We start from the raw sequence: 18,031 nt of genomic DNA on the forward strand, positions 1-18,031 counted from the left end.
GAAAGGAGCGAAGCCGGGCATGGACGATAGAATTATCTCCGCGAACCTTATGATGGAAGACCAGGCGGTCGAGTTGAGCCTCAGACCGCGTTATTTGGCCGAATATATCGGGCAGAACCAGGCAAAAGAAAATCTCAAAATCTATATCGAAGCGGCCAAGATGCGCAAGGAAGCGCTGGATCATGTGCTGCTCTATGGTCCGCCTGGACTGGGCAAAACGACATTGTCCAATATTATTGCTAACGAACTGGGCGTCAATTTGCGTACGACGTCGGGTCCGGCGATCGAACGGCCTGGCGATCTGGCGGCGCTGCTTACTAATCTGCAGGAAGGCGATGTCTTGTTTATCGACGAGATTCACCGGCTGCATCGGACGGTGGAAGAGGTGCTCTATCCCGCGATGGAGGACTTCGCTCTGGATATTATGATCGGCAAAGGCCCAAGCGCCCGCTCGGTCAGGCTGGATCTGCCGCCGTTTACGCTGATTGGCGCCACGACGCGTGCCGGGCTGTTGTCCGCCCCGTTGCGCGACCGGTTCGGCGTCGTGAGCCGTTTGGAGTTCTACACGGTAGACGAGCTCGCCTTTATCGTATCGCGCGCATCGGAAATTTTAAACGTATCGATTGTCGGGGAGTCCGCGACCGAGATCGCGATGCGTTCACGCGGAACGCCGCGTATCGCGAACAGGCTGCTCAAGCGCGTTCGCGACTTTGCACAGGTTCGGGGCGACGGCGTCATTACCCATGAAATCGCGAGATCCGCACTGGAGCTGCTGCAGGTGGATCCCATGGGACTCGATCATATCGACCACAAGATGCTGCACGCTATGATGACGACGTTCTCGGGGAGACCGGTCGGGCTGGATACGATCGCAGCGACGATCGGCGAGGAGAGCCAGACGATCGAAGACGTCTACGAGCCGTATCTGATGCAGATCGGTTTCCTTCAGCGTACGCCTAGAGGCAGAATCGCGACGGATAACGCCTACCGGCATCTTGGGTTGCCGATTCCGGGCAGATCCTAAGCCGTGCTTGCACATATGGCATAAGGCAAGGGGGCAACAAGGAACAGGATTCAACAGTCAACAGATGCAACATGACATGCATAAGAAGGGAGAGTAATCATGAAAAATACGGCAATGAAGGTACGGCAGCCGCAGCAAGCGGGGAATCCTTATCGAACCGGGACGAGAGCCTGGCGTCGCACCTTGCTGTTGACGCTGGCAATGGCTCTGCTGTTTTCCACCTGGACGGCATCAACCTCCAGCGCGGCAGTACCTTCCCTGGATAAGATAAGGGTGGCGCTTTTCCTGAGTCTTCCCGGCAAATACGATTCGACGACTCCCGCCGCCACCTTTTCGTCTGCAGGGGGGCTTAACGTAGGCGTAAGGGAACCGGATGGAGAACATACCTGGTTCGCTATACCGGCCGGCGTCAGCGCCAGATTCGGAAGCGACGATTACAAGGCGAAATTGTTTGAATCCGCAACATTCGGGCAGGCGCTTGCGATTTATCAACAGGTTAAGGCAAGCGGAGGGGCAGCCTTCCTGACCTCCGTCGCAACGACTGGCGCCGCTCGTTATCAAGTGACGGAAGGCGTCTACAGAAACGAAGCGGAAGCCGCTGCCGCGGCGGCGAAGTGGAAGGCAGACGCCAAGCTGGCTGGTTTGCTCGGGGCTTACAAACCGGGGGTACAAGGTCCATTCCATCTGGAGACGGCGCCGCTGGCCAGCAAGAAGGATGCGCAGGACGCTGCCGCCGCATTCGGCAGCAAGGGACTTGATGCATTCGTCGCCGTACGGGGCGTCGCTGGCAAGGAGACGTATTCCGTCATGGTGGGAAGCGAGCCGTCCCAGGACAAGCTGGCTGCCGTACAGGCAGCCGCAGCGTCCGTACCGAACGGCGCGGCGCTTAAGGCTGTAGCGCCCCAATCGCGTCATTTGATCATTCGCAGAGACCATGCCGTCAGCGCCGCCGCGAACGTCAGCCACGAGCTGTATCAATTCCCTGTTACAGGCGACATGAAAACATGGATCGCTCCGGCAGGCGAAGCGTTTATTACGCTCGTGGAACGCAGCAACCGTACTTATCGGGGCAGCTTCGAGCTGAGCTCCGTCAACGGCAAGATGGCCGTTGTCAACGAATTGCCGTTCGAGCAATATTTGTATTCCGTCGTCGCGGTAGAGATGTACACTTCCTGGCCGCTTGAAGCGTTAAAGGCGCAGGCTGTCGCAGCCAGATCCTATGCGCTTAACAAAGGTTACGGATTCCAGATCGCCCATGTCGTCGATACAACGCTGAGTCAGGTCTACAACGGGGCAAGCGTGGAGGCTCAATCTTCCACGGAAGCAGTCGAGGCGACAGCAGGCGTAGTTGCTTTGCATAACGGAAAGGTCATCGAAGCCATCTATTCCTCGAGCGCGGGCGGCATGACGGCGGACGCAACGGAAGCTTGGAGCAACTCCGTTCCTTATTTGCAGCCGGTTGAGAGCCCGGATTCCATATCCGAAACCGGACTGAAGAGCTGGTATCGAGTAGCGCTGCCAAGCGGTGCCGTAGGCTACATTCGGGAGGATCTCGTGCGCGACACGGGACGGAAGACGGAGGCGGGCAGCGTCATTCTGGAATCGACGACGGATGCAACGAATATTCGCCGGCATCCTCTCATCCAGGAAACCGTGCCTGTCGTTGCCCAAATTCAAAGCGGAACGAGTCTGATTGCAATTGACAAAGTCATCGAATCAAATCCCATGAATTGGCAGAGAGGACCGTTCACCGCCGACGAGCTGCTGACGGTCATGAACACATATGCGAATCCCAAGATTACGGGGCCGATCACATCGGTCGAGGTCACGAAGCGAGGACCTTCGGGACGTGCGACGGAAATTTCGGTCAATGGGACAAAACTTGGTGTATCGTCGCCAACCGCTCTGCGTACCGCGCTGGGCCACGGAGGTTCTTTGCCAAGCACGAGTTTTGAAGTGGAGCAGACCGGAAAGGTAGTCGTACTAGGCGGGAGCGGCACTTCGGTGACACGGTCGGATGATTCCAAGAAGCTTTATGTTATGGGAGCGGAAGGCAAATCCGCCGCTTACGCGGGGGACTACATGTACGTAATGGACGGAGAGGGAGACTTAAGGGCAGCTACCCGAAACCCGGGTTTCGCTATTTCGGGAACGGGGTACGGACACGGTGTCGGACTCTCTCAATATGGGGCTTACAGCCTCGCGACGCAAGGGTATGACTATGAATATATTTTGCAATACTACTATAAAGGCATAACGTTAGCTAAGGAATGATGACTTCGATATGAACGCGGATTGGTTTGACTTCGAATTACCGGAGGCGCTTATCGCCCAGACGCCGCTCCAAGAGCGGACCGCTTCCAGACTGCTTATGCTGGACAAATCAACAGGAGAGATCCGGCACGGAAGCTTTACCGATCTGGCGGAGCGGCTTGAACCCGGGGACGTGCTGGTGCTCAACAACACGAGAGTGCTTCCTGCAAGGCTTGTAGGAGCCAAACTTGACACCGGAGCTAAGGCGGAGCTGCTGTTATTGAAGCAGCTGGAAGAAGATCGTTGGGAAACGCTGGCGAAGCCGGCCAAGCGCCTGAAGGTCGGAACCGTTATCGGCTTCGGCGACAATGGCGGAGGCGAGCCACTGCTGCTGGCGGAAGTGGTATCCGAGGGGGAGATGGGGGCTCGGGTCGTTCAATTCCGGTATTCTGGCATTTTTCAGGAACTGCTCGATAAACTCGGAGACATGCCTCTGCCTCCGTACATTAAGGAACGTCTGGAGGAGAGGGAGCGTTACCAGACCGTCTACTCCAAACATCAGGGATCGGCAGCCGCTCCGACGGCCGGTCTCCACTTTACGGAGTCCTTCCTGGAGCAACTGCAGGCTAAGGGCGTAGAACTCGCCTACGTAACGCTCCATGTGGGCCTCGGAACCTTCCGTCCCATGACGGCGGAGCGTGTGGAAGATCATGAGATGCACTCGGAATATTATGAGCTGGACGATGAAAATGCGGCCATAATTCGTACTGCCAAGCAGCAGGGGAGACGAATCGTAGCGGTCGGCACAACCTCCGCTCGAACGCTGGAGACGGTAGCAGGAAGATTCCCCGCAGGGGAACTTGAAGCTTGCAGCGGCTGGACCTCCATCTTCATCTATCCCGGCTATGAGTTCAAGCTGGTCGACGCCCTGCTCACCAACTTCCACCTGCCGAAGTCAACGCTTGTTATGCTCGTAAGCGCATTGGCGGGAAGAGATCGCATTATGCGCGCATACGGCGAGGCAGTGGAAAGAGAATACCGATTCTTCAGCTTCGGAGACGCGATGTTTATCGAATAACAAGGTTAATTAACGGACGAACCAACTAACGTCCGCAAGAATAGGAAGCGAGAAGAGTGGCGGTTAAATACGAATTTATTAAAGAATGCAAGCAATCCGGCGCCAGGCTGGGACGCGTACATACTCCTCATGGCATTATCGATACGCCTACCTTTATGCCCGTCGGCACGCAAGCGACCGTAAAGACGATGAGCCCCGAAGAACTCAAGGACATGGACGCCCATATTATTTTGAGCAACACGTATCATCTGTTCCTGCGCCCCGGGCATGGCATCGTTAAGCAAGCAGGAGGCCTGCACAAGTTCATGAATTGGGATCGCCCCATCTTGACGGACAGCGGCGGCTTCCAAGTGTTCAGCTTAAGCGAGATGAGGAAAATTACCGAAGAGGGCGTACATTTTCGTTCCCATCTAAACGGCGACAAGCTGTTCATTTCCCCGGAGGTCGCCATGGAAATCCAGAACGCTCTGGGCTCCGATATTATGATGGCTTTCGACGAATGCCCGCCTTATCCGGCGGAATACGAATACGTGAAGCAATCCACGGAGCGAACGTCCCGTTGGGCCGAGAGATGCCTTGCCGCGCATGCAAGACCCCATGACCAGGCGCTGTTCGCCATCGTGCAAGGCGGCATGCATAAGGATTTGCGCATTCAGAGCGCCAAAGATTTGACTTCCATGGATTTCCCGGGGTATGCTATTGGTGGACTAAGCGTAGGAGAACCGAAACACTTGATGTACGAGGTGCTGGATTACACCGTGCCCGAGCTGCCGGCCGACAAACCCCGTTATTTGATGGGGGTTGGATCGCCGGACGCGTTAGTGGAAGGCTCCATCCGGGGAATCGACATGTTCGATTGCGTTTTGCCTACCCGCATTGCCCGTAACGGGACAACGATGACGAGCAGCGGCAGACTCGTTATTCGCAACGCGAAGTTTGCGGAGGACTTCGGACCGCTGGATCCGAATTGCTCCTGTTATACTTGCCGTAATTATTCGCGTGCCTATATTCGCCACCTGCTTAAGGCGGACGAGACGTTCGGCATTCGTCTTACAACCTATCATAATTTGCATTTCTTGCTGCAATTGATGCGCGACGTTCGTCAAGCCATCATGGAGGATCGTCTGTTGGACTTCCGCGATACCTTCTTTGAGGCTTACGGACTAAACGATAATGACAAAGGATTCTGAAAGGGGTGAATAACATGTCTCAATTATTGGCAGAAGGCGCAGGAGGTACCCAGAACATTTGGGGGCTAATCATGCCTTTCGTACTGATGTTCGCAGTTTTCTACTTCTTGCTTATTCGTCCGCAACAGAAGAAATCGAAAGCTCGCAACTCCATGCTGAGTCAAATCAAGAAGGGCGACAAGATTACGACGATCGGCGGTCTTCACGGTACAATCGTGGAACTAACCGACGATACGGTCGTCTTGCGCGTCAACGACACGACGAAGATGACTTTCGAGCGCAGCGCTATTAACGGCGTTGTCAGCTCGGCACCTGCTGTTGCATCAGAATAGTAGAACAAAAACGGCCTGCAGAGATTATTTCTCCGCAGGCCGTTTTTGTTGTGCCTAACGATTTCACTTTATGGCCGGAGGCATCCGTTCCTAGCGTTTTAGGTTGACGCCAACCATGCCGCCTAGCGCTCCAGCTACAAGCACGGCGCCTAGCATTAACAAGCTGCTCCAAGAGATGGACGCATTGGAGGCAAGGAAGCTGACGATGATGACGAGGATTCCGTAGATGCCGCCAAGCAGTCCGCCATTATACCAGCCTCTTCGCTCCGATCTTTTGCCCGAAGAGAATCCCCCGGCTAATGCCGAGGCGGCGTGAACGAGCAATGCGTATGTGCCAAGCTCGTTTTCCCGCATGTTGCCGAAATGAAGCATAAAGGACAGCAGCAGGGCGCCTGCCGCCAGCCAAATCAAGGAGAATACGACTCCCGCGAGTAATGGTGGTCCGATTACGGGCGTTTTGGGGGCTTGCTTGACGGAACTCATCCTATTCCTCCTCCAATTCAAAGGTATTAGTACACCATATGGCCAAGCTGGAGGAAATAGTACAAGATGCTGTTCAAAAAGTCCGCTTTTGATCACGAAGCATGCCATGAAGCAATTGCCATATATTCGTGTCGGATTTGCCGTATGACGGAATGTCGTCAAGGTCAGAATAGCTGTACGAGCTTGAACGCCTTCCACTTGCACGGTGGCGGGCCGCTTGGCGAAACTATCGGAGGAGGCGCTAATCAATGGAGTTGTGGAGCCTGTTGATCCGGACGACCGTCATCTATTTCGTCGTATTCGTCATCATGAGACTGATGGGGAAGCGGGAGATCGGCAAGCTGTCGGTGTTAGACTTGATCATTTCGGTCATGATCGCGGAGATTGCGGTCATTGTTATAGAAGACGTCAACCGGTCCATGTGGGACGGCATCATACCTATGGCTGCATTGCTCGTCATCCAGGTGACGATGGCGCTGTTATCGATGAGCAATCGCAAAATCCGTCTATTCTTCGACGGCAAGCCGAGTGTGGTTATTGCAAACGGGAAAATAAATCGCGATGTGATGAAGAAGCAGCGTTATAATCTGGATGATCTCATGCTTCAGCTGCGCGAAAATAAAATTACGTCCGTTGCGGACGTTGAATTCGCTATTCTGGAGACTAGCGGCAAGCTGTCCGTTATTCCAAGGGATGATGCAGATCATGGGGAGGAAGTCGCTCAAGAGCAAACTGCTATATCGGTATCCCAGAGTTTGGCCAAAAACAGTCGGCAAGGCGGCGGCGAGCGAATCAGAAACGCTGGAAACGGGGTCATTCCGCCTAGCTACCGTTTTGAAATTTTGCCAATTCCGCTAATTATGGATGGCAAAGTACAGGATGAAAATCTGTCGAAAATCGAAAAAACTCGATTTTGGCTAAAAAACGCGCTGCAAGAGGAAAATGTCCACGACTTCAAGGAGGTCTTTCTCTGCACGATTGATCATAAGGGCAAATTATTCGTGGATGTTCACCGCAAAAGATTTACCTGAACCATGCACCGATCCAAGGAATACGCGAGATATCATGCCTGTCTATAATTTTCATCCAGATCATGAGCAAAATGTAAAGGATAACGCTAATAAAGCAAGCTGACACAAGCGCGATCCATTCCAGCGAGATCGGCATCCGATGCATGAGCCACTGGGCGGCTGCCCCCATAATGACCATTGCCGCACCGACTTTAATGAAGTCGGCGAATTGCATGCGGAAGCCGATATATTTAAGAACGCTGATGCCATGAAGTACGGTGACGAGAACAATATTAACGTTGATGGCGATCAGCGCGCCGTAAATGCCGAGCTCCGGCTTGGAAGCGAGCTGTACAATAAGGACCAGCTTGATCCCGGCTGCCAGAAACGTATTCGTTAAGGCGGCACCTGGTCTGTCTAGCGCTTGAAGCGCGGCTTGCAAGGGAGCCTGCAGGTAAATAAAAAGTCCGACGGGTGCAATTAGCCGGAGCATGGGCGCATATTCCTCATGAGCATAGATAATGCGACATAGCGGCTCTGCAAACAAAGTCATGACAACTACAAATGGAGCGCCTGAGACGAGGGCGATCCGCATGGATTGATGCATGCGCTTCTGAATTAAAGCTTTATCGCCTCGCGCTGCCGCCTCCGAAAGGGACGGGACAAGTGAAACGGCCAGCGAATACGTCAGAGCCGTCGGCAAAAGAACCAGCGGGATAATCATGCCTTGCAAAGCGCCATATTGTGCCGTGGCAATGCCCGTCGCGATGCCCGCCACTGCAAGGCTCTTCGCCGTAAAGATGGACTCGAGCAGGTAGGATAAGGAGCCGACAAGCTTGCTGCCTGTCACGGGCAAGGAAAGTCCGATCAGCCGTTTCAAAATAGGCGAATCGTCGTTCGGCGCAAGCGTCCCGCGATGAGTCTTTTTCCCCCTGTCTCCCCGTTTCGTGCGATAATGCCAAAGCAACGCCGCCAGTCCGCCTACCTCTCCGGCAACGACCCCCAGCATGGCCCCGGCCGCAGCCCATTCGAGCCCGTATGGCAACAGCAAATAGGCGAAAACAAGCGACGCAACAATGCGGATAATCGTCTCGATCGTCTGAGACAGGGCGCCGGGAATCATGTTTTGTTTGCCCTGAAAGTAGCCTCGGTATACAGACGATACGCCGATAATGACCAGCAGCGGCGACATTACCATAAAGGTCTGGTAAACGCGAGTGTCGGGCAGCAGATAACGAATAATAGAAGGAGCGAACAACAGCATCCCGAGGGTAAGCACAACGGATACGGCTACGGTGAGCAGCATCGCGGTGCGGAATATATAACGCACGCGGTCGGTATCGCCGGCGGATTCCGCTTCGGCAATCCACTTGGCGATGGCAAGCGGGATGCCTCCCGTTATTAATGTTAGCATAACGATGAGGAACGGATAGGAGAGCTGATAGAGACCGACGCCTTCCGCTCCGATGATGCGAGGCAGTGTAATTCGCGGCACAAAGCCCAGCAGGCGATTTACGATGCCGGCCGCAAGCAGAATCATGGCTCCTTTGATAAACGTTTGTTTCGTCATGTCGAACACTTCAACTCCTTCAGCTTAGACCTTTGCCGCAGCAGCCGTTCCGCTCCGCTTGTCGGCTTGTACCGTCTATCTCTTATCTGTATGCGCGGCATGTCCGCTTAGATGTCTGCCATTTTCTTCTGACCGAAGCCCGGCAGGAGAATGGCTTTCGAGGTCGAATACATAGAAGGTGCAGAGCGTGCAGGAACGCGAACGGGAGGGTTAGCCATGGCGGATAAAGAGCTTAGTGTGATGATCGAAGAGCTATGTATCAGCAAAGCGGAAGAATTCCGGCTCATCGGCTACGAGCATGTGACGGGCAAGGATGTATGGGAATGCGTTAGCGCGGGTTACGCCAAGAACGGACAGCCGGAGCTGCATCGATTGGTGAACGATATTTTGTCGCTGAAGGTCACTAAGTTCATGAACCATCTGACGATCAGCGCATACAAGGGAACCTCGTTCTAAAGATGAGGTTCTTTCTTTTTGACTCGTTTTTGCGGCATCTGTATAATGGGAATATTGAGATCATAAGGAGGATTCAGACGTATGTTCGGGAAGAGAATAGTAGCCTTCCTCGCGATCGTGGTCGTGGCGTTCGCCGCCATGGCCGGTACAAGCCCTTGGCTGCTGAAAGGCGTCAAGTTAGGCCTCGATTTAAAGGGCGGCTTCGAGGTGCTTTACGAGGCGGTACCCTATGAGGGGGGCGTAGCCGTCACGCCGGAGAGCTTGAAGCAGACGGCGAATAGCCTGCAGAAGCGTGTGGACGCTTCCGGATTGGTAGAGCCTGAGATTACGACAGAAGGAGCCAACCGCATTCGTGTCAAGCTGCCAGGCGTAGAGAACGAAGAGGATGTAAGGAATTTGCTCGCAAAGCCGATCAACCTGACCTTCCGCGCGCCGGACGGCGAAATTATGCTGACGGGAACGGACTTCGTGGAAAATGCGGCTGGTCTTGAGTTCAATGAGCTTAACCGTCCCGTCGTCACGATCAAGCTAAAGAACGCGAAGAAATTCGAGGAAGTGACAACCAAGCTTGTCGGACAGACGATGTCGATTTATCTGGATGAAGAAGAGATTTCGAGCCCGCGTGTCAATCAGGTTATTGCCAGCGACAGCGCGGTAATCGAAATGGGCAACTCCTCGACACAAGAAGCAAGAGAGCTGCGCGACCTGATCAACATGGGCTCGCTGCCGCTCAAGCTTGAAGAGAAGTACACGAATAGCATCGGGGCAAAGCTCGGCATGGAGTCGCTTAAGGATACCGTAACGGCCGGCATCCTGGGCTCGGTGATCGTCCTTGTCTTCATGATCATTATTTTTCGTTTGCCGGGCTTCGTTGCGGCGATCACGATCATCACTTATGCATGGATGCTTATTTTGGTTCAGAATTTGATGAACGCGACGCTGACGCTTCCCGGTATCGCGGCATTCGTCCTCGGCGTCGGGATGGCCGTGGACGCCAATATTATTACGGCGGAGCGCATCAAGGAAGAAATCCGGTCGGGCAAGAGCATGCTGTCTTCCCTGAAGGCGGGCTCCAAAAGCTCGTTCCGCACCATCATGGACGCTAACATTACGGGGATTATCTCCAGCGCCGTTCTGTACTTTATCGGCGACGGAGCGATAAAAGGTTTTGCGCTCACGATGATCTTCAGCATTCTGGTCAGCATCGTTACGAATATTTATTTCGCGCGTTTCCTTCTGGATATGCTCGTACGAAGCAACCGGTTCATGAAACCCGGCTACTACGGCGTGAAGGAGAGTGAAATCCGTGAACTTTGATACGAAAATCCGGTACGACTTCGTCAAAAACCGGAACAAATACTTTATGTTCTCGATCGGGCTCACCCTTGTGGGCATCATCTCGCTTATCCTGTTCCAACTGAACTTCGGCGTCGACTTCAAGGCGGGAACGAATATCGATGTCTCGCTGGGACAATCCGTGACACAGCAAGACATTAAGACAACGTTGGATGAAGCGGGGTTCCCGGACGAGACGCCGACGATCGGCGGTGCCAACAACGACCGCGCCACGATCCGTTTCAACGATATCCTGGATCAGGAGCAGTCGGCCAAGGTGCTTGAGGCGCTGAAGGCGAAATACGGGGAAGACGTTTCCGCCGAGGTAAACGTCGTGTCGCCGGATCTGGCGCAGGAGCAAGGGATCAATACAATCTGGGCGATTCTGATTGCCAGTCTTGGCATCATGTTATATGTGATGGTCCGGTTCGAGTGGCGTTTCGCGCTGGCTTCGAATATTTCTATTCTGTATGACAGCTTTGTCGTTATCGCGATCTTTTCCATCTTCCGCTTCGAGGTCGATCTGCCGTTTATCGCGGCCGTGCTCACGACGCTGGGATATTCCATAAACGATAAAATCGTCATATTCGATAGAATCAGGGAAAATCTGAGGTTCTCGCAGCACAAAAACGAAGAACAGCTGGCCCATCTCGTTAATGCCAGTATTTGGCAAACGATGGCAAGGAACTTGTATACGGTATTAACGGTCGTTATCGTCACCGTATGCATATTCTTCCTGGGCAGCCCTTCCATCAAGATGTTCTCGCTTGCTCTGCTTGTCGGACTGGTCAGCGGCGCATATTCTACGATATTTATCGCAAGCCCGCTGTGGTTCCTGTTAAAGCGCAAGGAGAAGCAGAAACCGAAGGCGGCAGCAAAGCCGACACCATAATCTACAAGAATAAGCGATTGACGCTTGCGATCCAGGAGGTATTTGGCACATATGTCAACCAGAGAGCGAGAGGGCGGCAGACAGCCCGTTTACAAGAGACGCTTATGGGATTACGTGGCGAACATTCTGTTTCGTGGCAAAGGAAAAGCCGGCCATGATCGGAAGCAGGAGGAATCAGCGGAGGAGTTGATGGCGGTTGTACAGCGCGTAGAGGGCGTTGTTACGGTCCAGTCGATCCGGGCAAGAGAGCAGGGCCATTACGTTGTGGCGGAGATTGTCATCAGCGTCAACCCTCGCATTACGGTGCTGGAGGGACAGGACATTGCCAAACGGGTCAAGCTCCTCCTCATGCACCGATTCCTCCATCTCTCCGAGGTCATGATTTATGTGGAGCCTTATGATCCGGGTTATCCATACAAATCCAATCACGACCCTAATCAGGAGCAGATGCCCACACTGCTGCAATAGGCCTCAAGACAGCAGGAAGGAGAGTAACCTGATGATTACAAGAAAGACCCGCTGGTTATTGGCGGAATGGAACGAAAGCAGCGAAAATAAGGCACGCCGGCTCTGCGAGGAGCTAGGCGTGCCTCCTCTTGTCGGCAAGCTGCTCGTCCAGCGCGGCTACGAGGACATAACCAGCGCGAGCCGCTTCCTTAATGGAGGCATGGAGGATCTCCATGATCCTTACTTGCTTCTTGGGATGGACGCCGCGGTAAACCGGATTAGATCTGCGCTTGAGCAAGGAGAGAAGGTGCGCATCTATGGCGATTATGACGCAGACGGCGTGTCCAGTACTTCCTTGTTGTGTCATGCTTTTCAGACATTAGGTCTCGATTATGATTATTATATTCCGCATCGCGCGCTGGAAGGTTACGGACTAAACAATGCCGCCATCCAACTTGCGGCCGATCAAGGAGTAACGCTGATCGTGACCGTCGATACGGGCATCAGCGCTTACGAAGAGGTCGAATATGCCAAAACTTGCGGCATTGACATCGTAGTAACGGACCACCACGAGCCTCCCGAGCGCATTCCGAATGCGGCGGCCGTCGTTAATCCGAAGCAGGAGCAATGCCCTTATCCATTTAAGGGACTGGCCGGCGTGGGCGTAGCCTTTAAGCTTGCATCCGCGCTGCTGGAGCGCCCTCCAATGGAGTGGACGGATATCGTCAGCCTGGGTACCGTCGCGGACCTGATGCCGCTTAAGGATGAGAACCGGATCTTCGTCCGCAGCGGGCTTGAGCGCATGCGGCTGGAGCCTTCCATCGGATTCCGGGCGCTAGCAGAGGCCGCTGGCCTTGAGCTTGAGGGAATCACTTCCACCGGTATCGCGTTTGGCATGGCGCCCCGCATTAATGCCGCAGGCCGTCTGGATCATGCCAAACGTGCGGTGGAGCTGCTTACGGCTGCCGATTACGACTCCGCCATCTTGGGAGCGATCGGACTTGACAGCCTTAACAAGGAACGTCAGCGAATCGTCGACGAGATGGTGAAGGAAGCGGACATGCAATGGCTCGGCAAACGCGGGGCTGCTGACGCTGCTGGGACCGAAGAGCCCTCCGTCATTCTGGTCGCCGGCGTCGGCTGGAACGTAGGCGTTATCGGAATCGTCGCCTCCAAGCTGCTGGAGCGTTATTACAAGCCTGTCGTCGTGCTGGGCATTGACCCGGAGAGCGGCATGAGCAAAGGTTCGGCGCGTTCCATCGAGGGCTTCGACCTCCACGCGGCATTGACGTCATGCGAGTCTCTGCTGGATCATTACGGCGGACATCAGGCCGCGGCAGGGATGAGCCTTCATCGCGACAAGCTGGACCAGTTGGAGGAGCGGTTATCATCACTTGCAAAGACCTGGTTGTCCGAGGAAGATTGGATTCCGAGATCGCTTATCGATCTTCGCAGCAGCTTGCAGGACGCCACGCTGGAGACGATCTCCCAGCTGGCTTTGCTGGAGCCGTTCGGCGTCGGCAATCCGTCTCCGCGCCTCCTGTTCGAAGGGACCCGCGTCGCGGATCGTCGGGCGATCGGGAAGGAGTCCAAACATCTTAAGATGTCTCTTGGCAGCGGCAGAACAGGTCTGGATGTTATCGGTTTTGGCATGGGGCCCATGTCGGGAACGCTTGAGCCCGGCTGCCTGATCGACCTGATCGGCGAGCTGTCGATTAACGAATGGAACGGCCAGCGCAAGCCGCAGCTTATGCTGCAGGATCTCCATTACGAAAGGGAGCTGCCGGACGTGTTCCCTGCCCGCGAGCAATTTGGCGCCGTGTATCAGCAGCTCCGCAAAATTTCACGCGCGCAGGAGCGTGGGCTTGCCGAGAAGCTGGCAGCTCTCTGCAGCTTGACGGTGCCTTCGGTACGGCTTATGCTTGACGTATTCGAGGAACTGGGCTTTATCGAGATTGGGGGAGGAACCGTCAACGTAGCCGTTTCTCCCGTAAAGCGGGAGCTGTCCTCCTCCAGCCGCTATCAGGCAGCGCTGAGCCGCTATCAAGGCGCGAGCGGCGCCAACTCGCCGGCCTGATCCTGAGCCTGACCTATTCAAGTAAGAAAGGAAGTTCCACCATGACAAGTTCAACTTATAACTTCAAAGACTACATTCGGGTCATTTCCGACTTCCCTCAGCCCGGCATCCGCTTTAAGGATATTACGACGCTGCTCAAAGACGGAGACGTCTATCGCGCAGCTATCGAACAGATGCGCGCGGCTGTCGAACATCTCAAGATCGACGTAGTGGCCGGTCCGGAGGCGCGCGGCTTCGTCGTAGGCGCGCCGCTCGCGCTGGCATTAGGCGTCGGCTTCGCTCCGATCCGCAAGAGCGGCAAGCTGCCCGGCGCGACGATCACGGCTAGCTACGATCTGGAATACGGCAAGGATCAGCTGGCCATGCACACGGACTCCATCTCGCCGGGACAACGTGTTCTCATCGCAGATGATCTGCTTGCGACGGGCGGAACGATCGCGACCTCCATCAACCTCATTAAGCAGCTCGGCGGCGAGGTTGCAGGCGCGGCCTTTCTGATCGAGCTTGCGTACCTTACCGGCCGTTCCAAGCTGGACGGGGTCGATATTTTCTCGTTAATGACATACGAATAAGGGCAGCAGCGGTTCAATTCCGCCTTGAAGCGGGACTCGGTCAAACGGCCTGGTACCCCTTCAAGGCGCTTTTTTTGTTGCGGGATGAGAGGTATCGTCGTTTTTTCTTCCTTGGAAGTTGACGCGGCGGGACAGTTACAGGCATAATATGAGAAAACCTTTAATGAGGCTTGTCGCCGGCGATTGACCGATCGGCTACCACTTATTCGGGGAACGGCCGGGACATCCAGAAGGGATGGGTTCGCCGTTTCTATTTGGGAAGGGACGTTTCATGGGCATAGAGCAATTACTTGAGAAGGCATCCGCATATATGAAAGAGCAGGATCTCGTGCGCATCAAGGAAGCCTACGACTTTGCGGAGCAGGCCCACCATGGACAAGTGCGGAAGTCGGGAGAGCCGTATATTCTGCACCCGGTAACGGTGGCGGATATACTCGTCGATATGGGGATGGATGTACTGTCGATCATTGCGGCGCTGCTTCATGATGTAGTCGAAGATACGACAGTGGACCTGCAGACGGTCCGCGCGAAATTTGGCGAAACCTGCGCCATGCTTGTCGATGGATTAACGAAGCTGGAGAAAATCCGCTTCCAGTCCAAAGAGGAGCAGCAAAACGAGAACTATCGCAAAATGTTCGTCGCCATGGCCCAGGATATTCGCGTCATACTGATTAAACTGGCTGACCGCCTTCATAATATGCGAACGCTGAAGTTTCAATCGGAAGAATCGCAGAGGCGAATCGCTTACGAGACGCTGGAAATTTTTTGTCCCATCGCGCACAGGCTGGGCATCTCTGCCATCAAGTGGGAGATGGAGGACATTGCGCTTCGATACCTTAATCCACAGCAGTATTACCGCATCGCGAACCTTATGAAAAAGAAGCGCGCGGAACGCGAGCAATTCATCGATGACGTGATCTCGCGCATTCGCGAAAAGCTCGAGGAGATGGGGATCGAAGGGGATATTTCCGGACGTCCCAAACATCTGTACAGCATTTACAAAAAAATGACGGCGCGAAACAAGCAGTTCAATGAAATTTACGACCTGCTGGCGATTCGTATTATCGTTGAGAATATTAAAGATTGTTACGCGACGCTAGGGATTATTCATACACTTTGGAAGCCGATGCCCGGCCGGTTCAAGGATTACGTGGCCATGCCGAAGGCGAATATGTACCAGTCGCTGCATACGACCGTCATCGGTCCTAATGGGGAGCCGACCGAGGTGCAGATTCGTACATGGGAGATGCATCGTACATCAGAATATGGAATAGCGGCTCACTGGGCTTACAAGGAAGGCATGATTGTTCCGGACGGCAACTTTGAGGACAAAATGTCGTGGTTCCGCGAAATTCTGGAGCTGCAGCAGGAAACCAGGGACGCGGCTGAGTTCATGGAATCGCTCAAAATGGATTTTTTCGCCGATCTTGTCTTCGTATTTACGCCCAGCGGGGAAGTCATCGAGCTGCCCGCAGGCTCCGTGCCGCTGGATTTTGCCTATCGGATTCATACGGAAGTCGGCAATCGCACCATCGGCGCGAAGGTCAACGGGCGAATCGTGCCGCTGGATCATAAGCTAAAGACCGGCGACATCGTCGAAATACTGACGTCGAAACATTCTTACGGACCTAGTCAGGACTGGGTGAAGATCGCTCAATCGTCCCATGCCCGCAGCAAGATCCGGCAATGGTTCAAGAAAGAGAAGCGGGAAGAAAACGTGGCGAAGGGCCGCGAGATGCTGGAGCGCGAGCTAAAGCGCCTAGGACTGGAGCCTTCCGCCTGGATGGTCGACGATAAGCTGCAGGAAGCGGCGGCCAAATATACGTTTAACGACATCGAGGACATGATGTCCGCGATCGGCTTCGGCGGCATTACGGCCGCCCAGATCTGCACCAAAATGACGGAGAAGATGCGCAAGGAAGCGGAAGAGGCCAATCAGATCGAACTCACCGGCGAGATGAAGGAAATCAAAGCATCGGCGCCGAGCAAAAAAAGCAGGCCGAATCACGGCGTTACCGTCAAAGGCGTCGACAACTTGCTTGTCCGATTTGCCAGATGCTGCAATCCCGTTCCCGGCGACGCCATCGTGGGCTACATTACGCGCGGGCGCGGCGTATCCGTGCATCGCATGGACTGCACGAATATTCCGTTTGGGGAGGATGGCGAGGAAGCGGACCGCGTCATCGAAGTGGAGTGGGAGGATTCCGTCGAAGCGAATTACAGCGTCGACATCGAAATTACCGGCCACGATCGCAGAGGATTGCTGAACGAAGTACTGCAAGCCGTCTCCGAGAGCAAGACGAATATTAGCGCGGTGACGGGACGTTCCGTCAAGAACAAGATGGCGCTTATTCATATGACGGTGCTGATCCGCAATATCGATCACCTGTCATCGGTCGTTGAGAAGATCAAACGGGTGCAGGACATTTACTCCGTACAGCGGATTATGCAGTAGCAAGAGGAGATTGAAACAGATGAGGGTTGTCGTGCAACGCAGCAAGGAAGCCAGCGTGTCGGTGGAGGGCGAGATCGTCGGAGCGATTCGGCACGGTCTCGTTCTACTTGTCGGACTTACGCATGAGGACGGCAAGGAAGAAGTTCGCTGGATGGCGGACAAGGTGGCGGGACTGAGGATCTTCGAGGATGAAGGCGGGAAAATGAATCATTCCGTGCTCGACGTCGGAGGAGACATTTTATCGGTGTCGCAGTTTACGCTGTACGGGGATTGCCGGAAGGGAAGAAGACCGAACTTCATGGCTGCGGCAAGACCGGAGCAGGCCGAAGAGCTGTACGATTACTTTAACGGGCTGATGCGGGAAACCGGGTTGAAGGTCGAGACGGGCCGATTCGGCGCGATGATGGATGTTTCGCTTGTCAATGACGGCCCCGTCACGTTAATTTTGGAAAGCGGCGCTTAAAACAAGGGCATGTGTGGCAACAATAAGGGTTAGACGGCTTGTGCAGATTGGACGCCTTCGAGCTTCCGCGCCGCAATTCTTATTCGGAGGGACCGCGCATGCATCAATCTCGTAAGGAACAAGGGCTGGAGCGAACAAGCAGAGGGCTGCTGCTGCCGGAGCGGAGAGAAGCTTTCGTTATGGCGGAGCTGGAGACCGACATCGCGAACGAAGACCAGCAGCGAGGCGGCCGTTCGCCGCTTGTAAGGAGGCCAGGGCTCGGTTTCTGAGCCTTTCCAGCCTACACTAAAAACGCTTTCGAAATTGTAATATTTCTGTAACGAAATTCTAACTTTCGCTTAACATCGTTAACCTATAATAGAACTCGACCCCCTTTTTTAAAATATAAATTACT

General features: G+C 54.4%; 17 protein-coding genes. 15 read left to right on the plus strand and 2 right to left on the minus strand.

What is annotated here, in order from left to right; translation table 11 throughout:
• Positions 1-19 precede the first annotated feature (19 nt).
• The 5 genes from ruvB (at position 20) to yajC (ending at position 5,877) form a co-directional block, all read left to right on the plus strand.
• Positions 20-1,024: a Holliday junction branch migration DNA helicase RuvB gene (ruvB, locus tag H7F31_RS14970; RefSeq protein ID WP_087566501.1), complete on the plus strand. Its 1,005-nt coding sequence runs from the start codon at positions 20-22 to the stop codon at positions 1,022-1,024.
• A gap of 99 nt (positions 1,025-1,123) precedes the next feature.
• Positions 1,124-3,298, plus strand: coding sequence for a SpoIID/LytB domain-containing protein (locus H7F31_RS14975; protein ID WP_261800425.1), 2,175 nt, complete (start codon positions 1,124-1,126; stop codon positions 3,296-3,298).
• A 10-nt stretch (positions 3,299-3,308) separates the two neighbouring features.
• Positions 3,309-4,355 carry a tRNA preQ1(34) S-adenosylmethionine ribosyltransferase-isomerase QueA gene (gene queA, locus H7F31_RS14980; protein WP_187104844.1) on the plus strand — a complete coding sequence of 349 codons (1,047 nt, stop codon included), beginning with the start codon at positions 3,309-3,311 and terminating at the stop codon, positions 4,353-4,355.
• A 56-nt stretch (positions 4,356-4,411) separates the two neighbouring features.
• Positions 4,412-5,545 carry a tRNA guanosine(34) transglycosylase Tgt gene (gene tgt, locus H7F31_RS14985; protein ID WP_187104845.1) on the plus strand — a complete coding sequence of 378 codons (1,134 nt, stop codon included), beginning with the start codon at positions 4,412-4,414 and terminating at the stop codon, positions 5,543-5,545.
• Positions 5,546-5,559: 14 nt separating this feature from the next.
• On the plus strand, positions 5,560-5,877 hold the full coding sequence (gene yajC / locus H7F31_RS14990) for a preprotein translocase subunit YajC (protein WP_087566498.1): 318 nt from the start codon (positions 5,560-5,562) through the stop codon (positions 5,875-5,877).
• Positions 5,878-5,967: 90 nt separating this feature from the next.
• On the opposite strand, the gene H7F31_RS14995 is transcribed toward yajC, so the two are convergent.
• A complete protein-coding gene (locus H7F31_RS14995) occupies positions 5,968-6,360 on the minus strand; it encodes a TIGR04086 family membrane protein (protein ID WP_087566497.1) in 393 nt (130 codons plus the stop codon).
• A gap of 248 nt (positions 6,361-6,608) precedes the next feature.
• On the opposite strand from H7F31_RS14995, the gene H7F31_RS15000 reads away from it, so the two are divergent.
• Positions 6,609-7,391, plus strand: coding sequence for a YetF domain-containing protein (locus tag H7F31_RS15000; protein WP_187104846.1), 783 nt, complete (start codon positions 6,609-6,611; stop codon positions 7,389-7,391).
• Here H7F31_RS15000 and spoVB read toward each other — a convergent pair.
• Positions 7,384-8,940: a stage V sporulation protein B gene (spoVB, locus tag H7F31_RS15005; protein WP_187104847.1), complete on the minus strand. Its 1,557-nt coding sequence runs from the start codon at positions 8,938-8,940 to the stop codon at positions 7,384-7,386. The genes H7F31_RS15000 and spoVB overlap by 8 nt on opposite strands.
• Before the next feature lie 216 nt (positions 8,941-9,156).
• Here spoVB and H7F31_RS15010 point away from each other — a divergent pair, with 216 nt between their 5' ends.
• The 9 genes from H7F31_RS15010 (at position 9,157) to H7F31_RS15050 (ending at position 17,906) form a co-directional block, all read left to right on the plus strand.
• Positions 9,157-9,396, plus strand: a complete 240-nt coding sequence (locus tag H7F31_RS15010; protein WP_187104848.1) for a post-transcriptional regulator — start codon at positions 9,157-9,159, stop codon at positions 9,394-9,396.
• A gap of 81 nt (positions 9,397-9,477) precedes the next feature.
• Complete coding sequence (gene secD / locus H7F31_RS15015; RefSeq protein ID WP_187104849.1) at positions 9,478-10,713, plus strand: protein translocase subunit SecD; 1,236 nt, start codon at positions 9,478-9,480, stop codon at positions 10,711-10,713.
• Positions 10,703-11,623 (plus strand): protein translocase subunit SecF, encoded by a 921-nt coding sequence (secF, locus tag H7F31_RS15020; protein ID WP_187104850.1) that lies wholly within the window; start codon positions 10,703-10,705, stop codon positions 11,621-11,623. The genes secD and secF overlap by 11 nt, the downstream gene beginning before the upstream one ends.
• Positions 11,624-11,674: 51 nt before the next feature.
• Positions 11,675-12,091 (plus strand): cation transporter dimerization domain-containing protein, encoded by a 417-nt coding sequence (locus tag H7F31_RS15025; protein ID WP_187104851.1) that lies wholly within the window; start codon positions 11,675-11,677, stop codon positions 12,089-12,091.
• A gap of 31 nt (positions 12,092-12,122) precedes the next feature.
• Positions 12,123-14,147, plus strand: coding sequence for a single-stranded-DNA-specific exonuclease RecJ (recJ, locus tag H7F31_RS15030; RefSeq protein WP_187104852.1), 2,025 nt, complete (start codon positions 12,123-12,125; stop codon positions 14,145-14,147).
• Between the two features lie 41 nt (positions 14,148-14,188).
• Positions 14,189-14,719 (plus strand): adenine phosphoribosyltransferase, encoded by a 531-nt coding sequence (locus H7F31_RS15035; RefSeq protein WP_108993605.1) that lies wholly within the window; start codon positions 14,189-14,191, stop codon positions 14,717-14,719.
• A 271-nt stretch (positions 14,720-14,990) separates the two neighbouring features.
• Positions 14,991-17,174 (plus strand): RelA/SpoT family protein, encoded by a 2,184-nt coding sequence (locus tag H7F31_RS15040; RefSeq protein WP_087566488.1) that lies wholly within the window; start codon positions 14,991-14,993, stop codon positions 17,172-17,174.
• Between the two features lie 19 nt (positions 17,175-17,193).
• Complete coding sequence (dtd, locus tag H7F31_RS15045) at positions 17,194-17,637, plus strand: D-aminoacyl-tRNA deacylase (RefSeq protein WP_187104853.1); 444 nt, start codon at positions 17,194-17,196, stop codon at positions 17,635-17,637.
• A 98-nt stretch (positions 17,638-17,735) separates the two neighbouring features.
• Positions 17,736-17,906 carry a hypothetical protein gene (locus H7F31_RS15050; protein ID WP_179215355.1) on the plus strand — a complete coding sequence of 57 codons (171 nt, stop codon included), beginning with the start codon at positions 17,736-17,738 and terminating at the stop codon, positions 17,904-17,906.
• Positions 17,907-18,031 lie beyond the last annotated feature (125 nt).

It is taken from the genome of Paenibacillus sp. PAMC21692 (assembly GCF_014303795.1).
GTDB lineage: Bacteria > Bacillota > Bacilli > Paenibacillales > Paenibacillaceae > Pristimantibacillus > Pristimantibacillus agaridevorans.

What these genes read in the sequence shown, in the direction of transcription:
- ruvB (WP_087566501.1), top strand. Translation starts at nt 20, where the DNA reads ATGGACGATAGAATTATCTCCGCGAACCTTATGATGGAAGACCAGGCG.
- H7F31_RS14975 (WP_261800425.1), top strand. Translation starts at nt 1,124, where the DNA reads ATGAAAAATACGGCAATGAAGGTACGGCAGCCGCAGCAAGCGGGGAAT.
- queA (WP_187104844.1), top strand. Translation starts at nt 3,309, where the DNA reads ATGAACGCGGATTGGTTTGACTTCGAATTACCGGAGGCGCTTATCGCC.
- yajC (WP_087566498.1), top strand. Translation starts at nt 5,560, where the DNA reads ATGTCTCAATTATTGGCAGAAGGCGCAGGAGGTACCCAGAACATTTGG.
- H7F31_RS14995 (WP_087566497.1), bottom strand. Translation starts at nt 6,360, where the DNA reads ATGAGTTCCGTCAAGCAAGCCCCCAAAACGCCCGTAATCGGACCACCA.
- H7F31_RS15000 (WP_187104846.1), top strand. Translation starts at nt 6,609, where the DNA reads ATGGAGTTGTGGAGCCTGTTGATCCGGACGACCGTCATCTATTTCGTC.
- spoVB (WP_187104847.1), bottom strand. Translation starts at nt 8,940, where the DNA reads ATGACGAAACAAACGTTTATCAAAGGAGCCATGATTCTGCTTGCGGCC.
- H7F31_RS15010 (WP_187104848.1), top strand. Translation starts at nt 9,157, where the DNA reads ATGGCGGATAAAGAGCTTAGTGTGATGATCGAAGAGCTATGTATCAGC.
- secD (WP_187104849.1), top strand. Translation starts at nt 9,478, where the DNA reads ATGTTCGGGAAGAGAATAGTAGCCTTCCTCGCGATCGTGGTCGTGGCG.
- H7F31_RS15025 (WP_187104851.1), top strand. Translation starts at nt 11,675, where the DNA reads ATGTCAACCAGAGAGCGAGAGGGCGGCAGACAGCCCGTTTACAAGAGA.
- recJ (WP_187104852.1), top strand. Translation starts at nt 12,123, where the DNA reads ATGATTACAAGAAAGACCCGCTGGTTATTGGCGGAATGGAACGAAAGC.
- H7F31_RS15035 (WP_108993605.1), top strand. Translation starts at nt 14,189, where the DNA reads ATGACAAGTTCAACTTATAACTTCAAAGACTACATTCGGGTCATTTCC.
- H7F31_RS15040 (WP_087566488.1), top strand. Translation starts at nt 14,991, where the DNA reads ATGGGCATAGAGCAATTACTTGAGAAGGCATCCGCATATATGAAAGAG.
- dtd (WP_187104853.1), top strand. Translation starts at nt 17,194, where the DNA reads ATGAGGGTTGTCGTGCAACGCAGCAAGGAAGCCAGCGTGTCGGTGGAG.
- H7F31_RS15050 (WP_179215355.1), top strand. Translation starts at nt 17,736, where the DNA reads ATGCATCAATCTCGTAAGGAACAAGGGCTGGAGCGAACAAGCAGAGGG.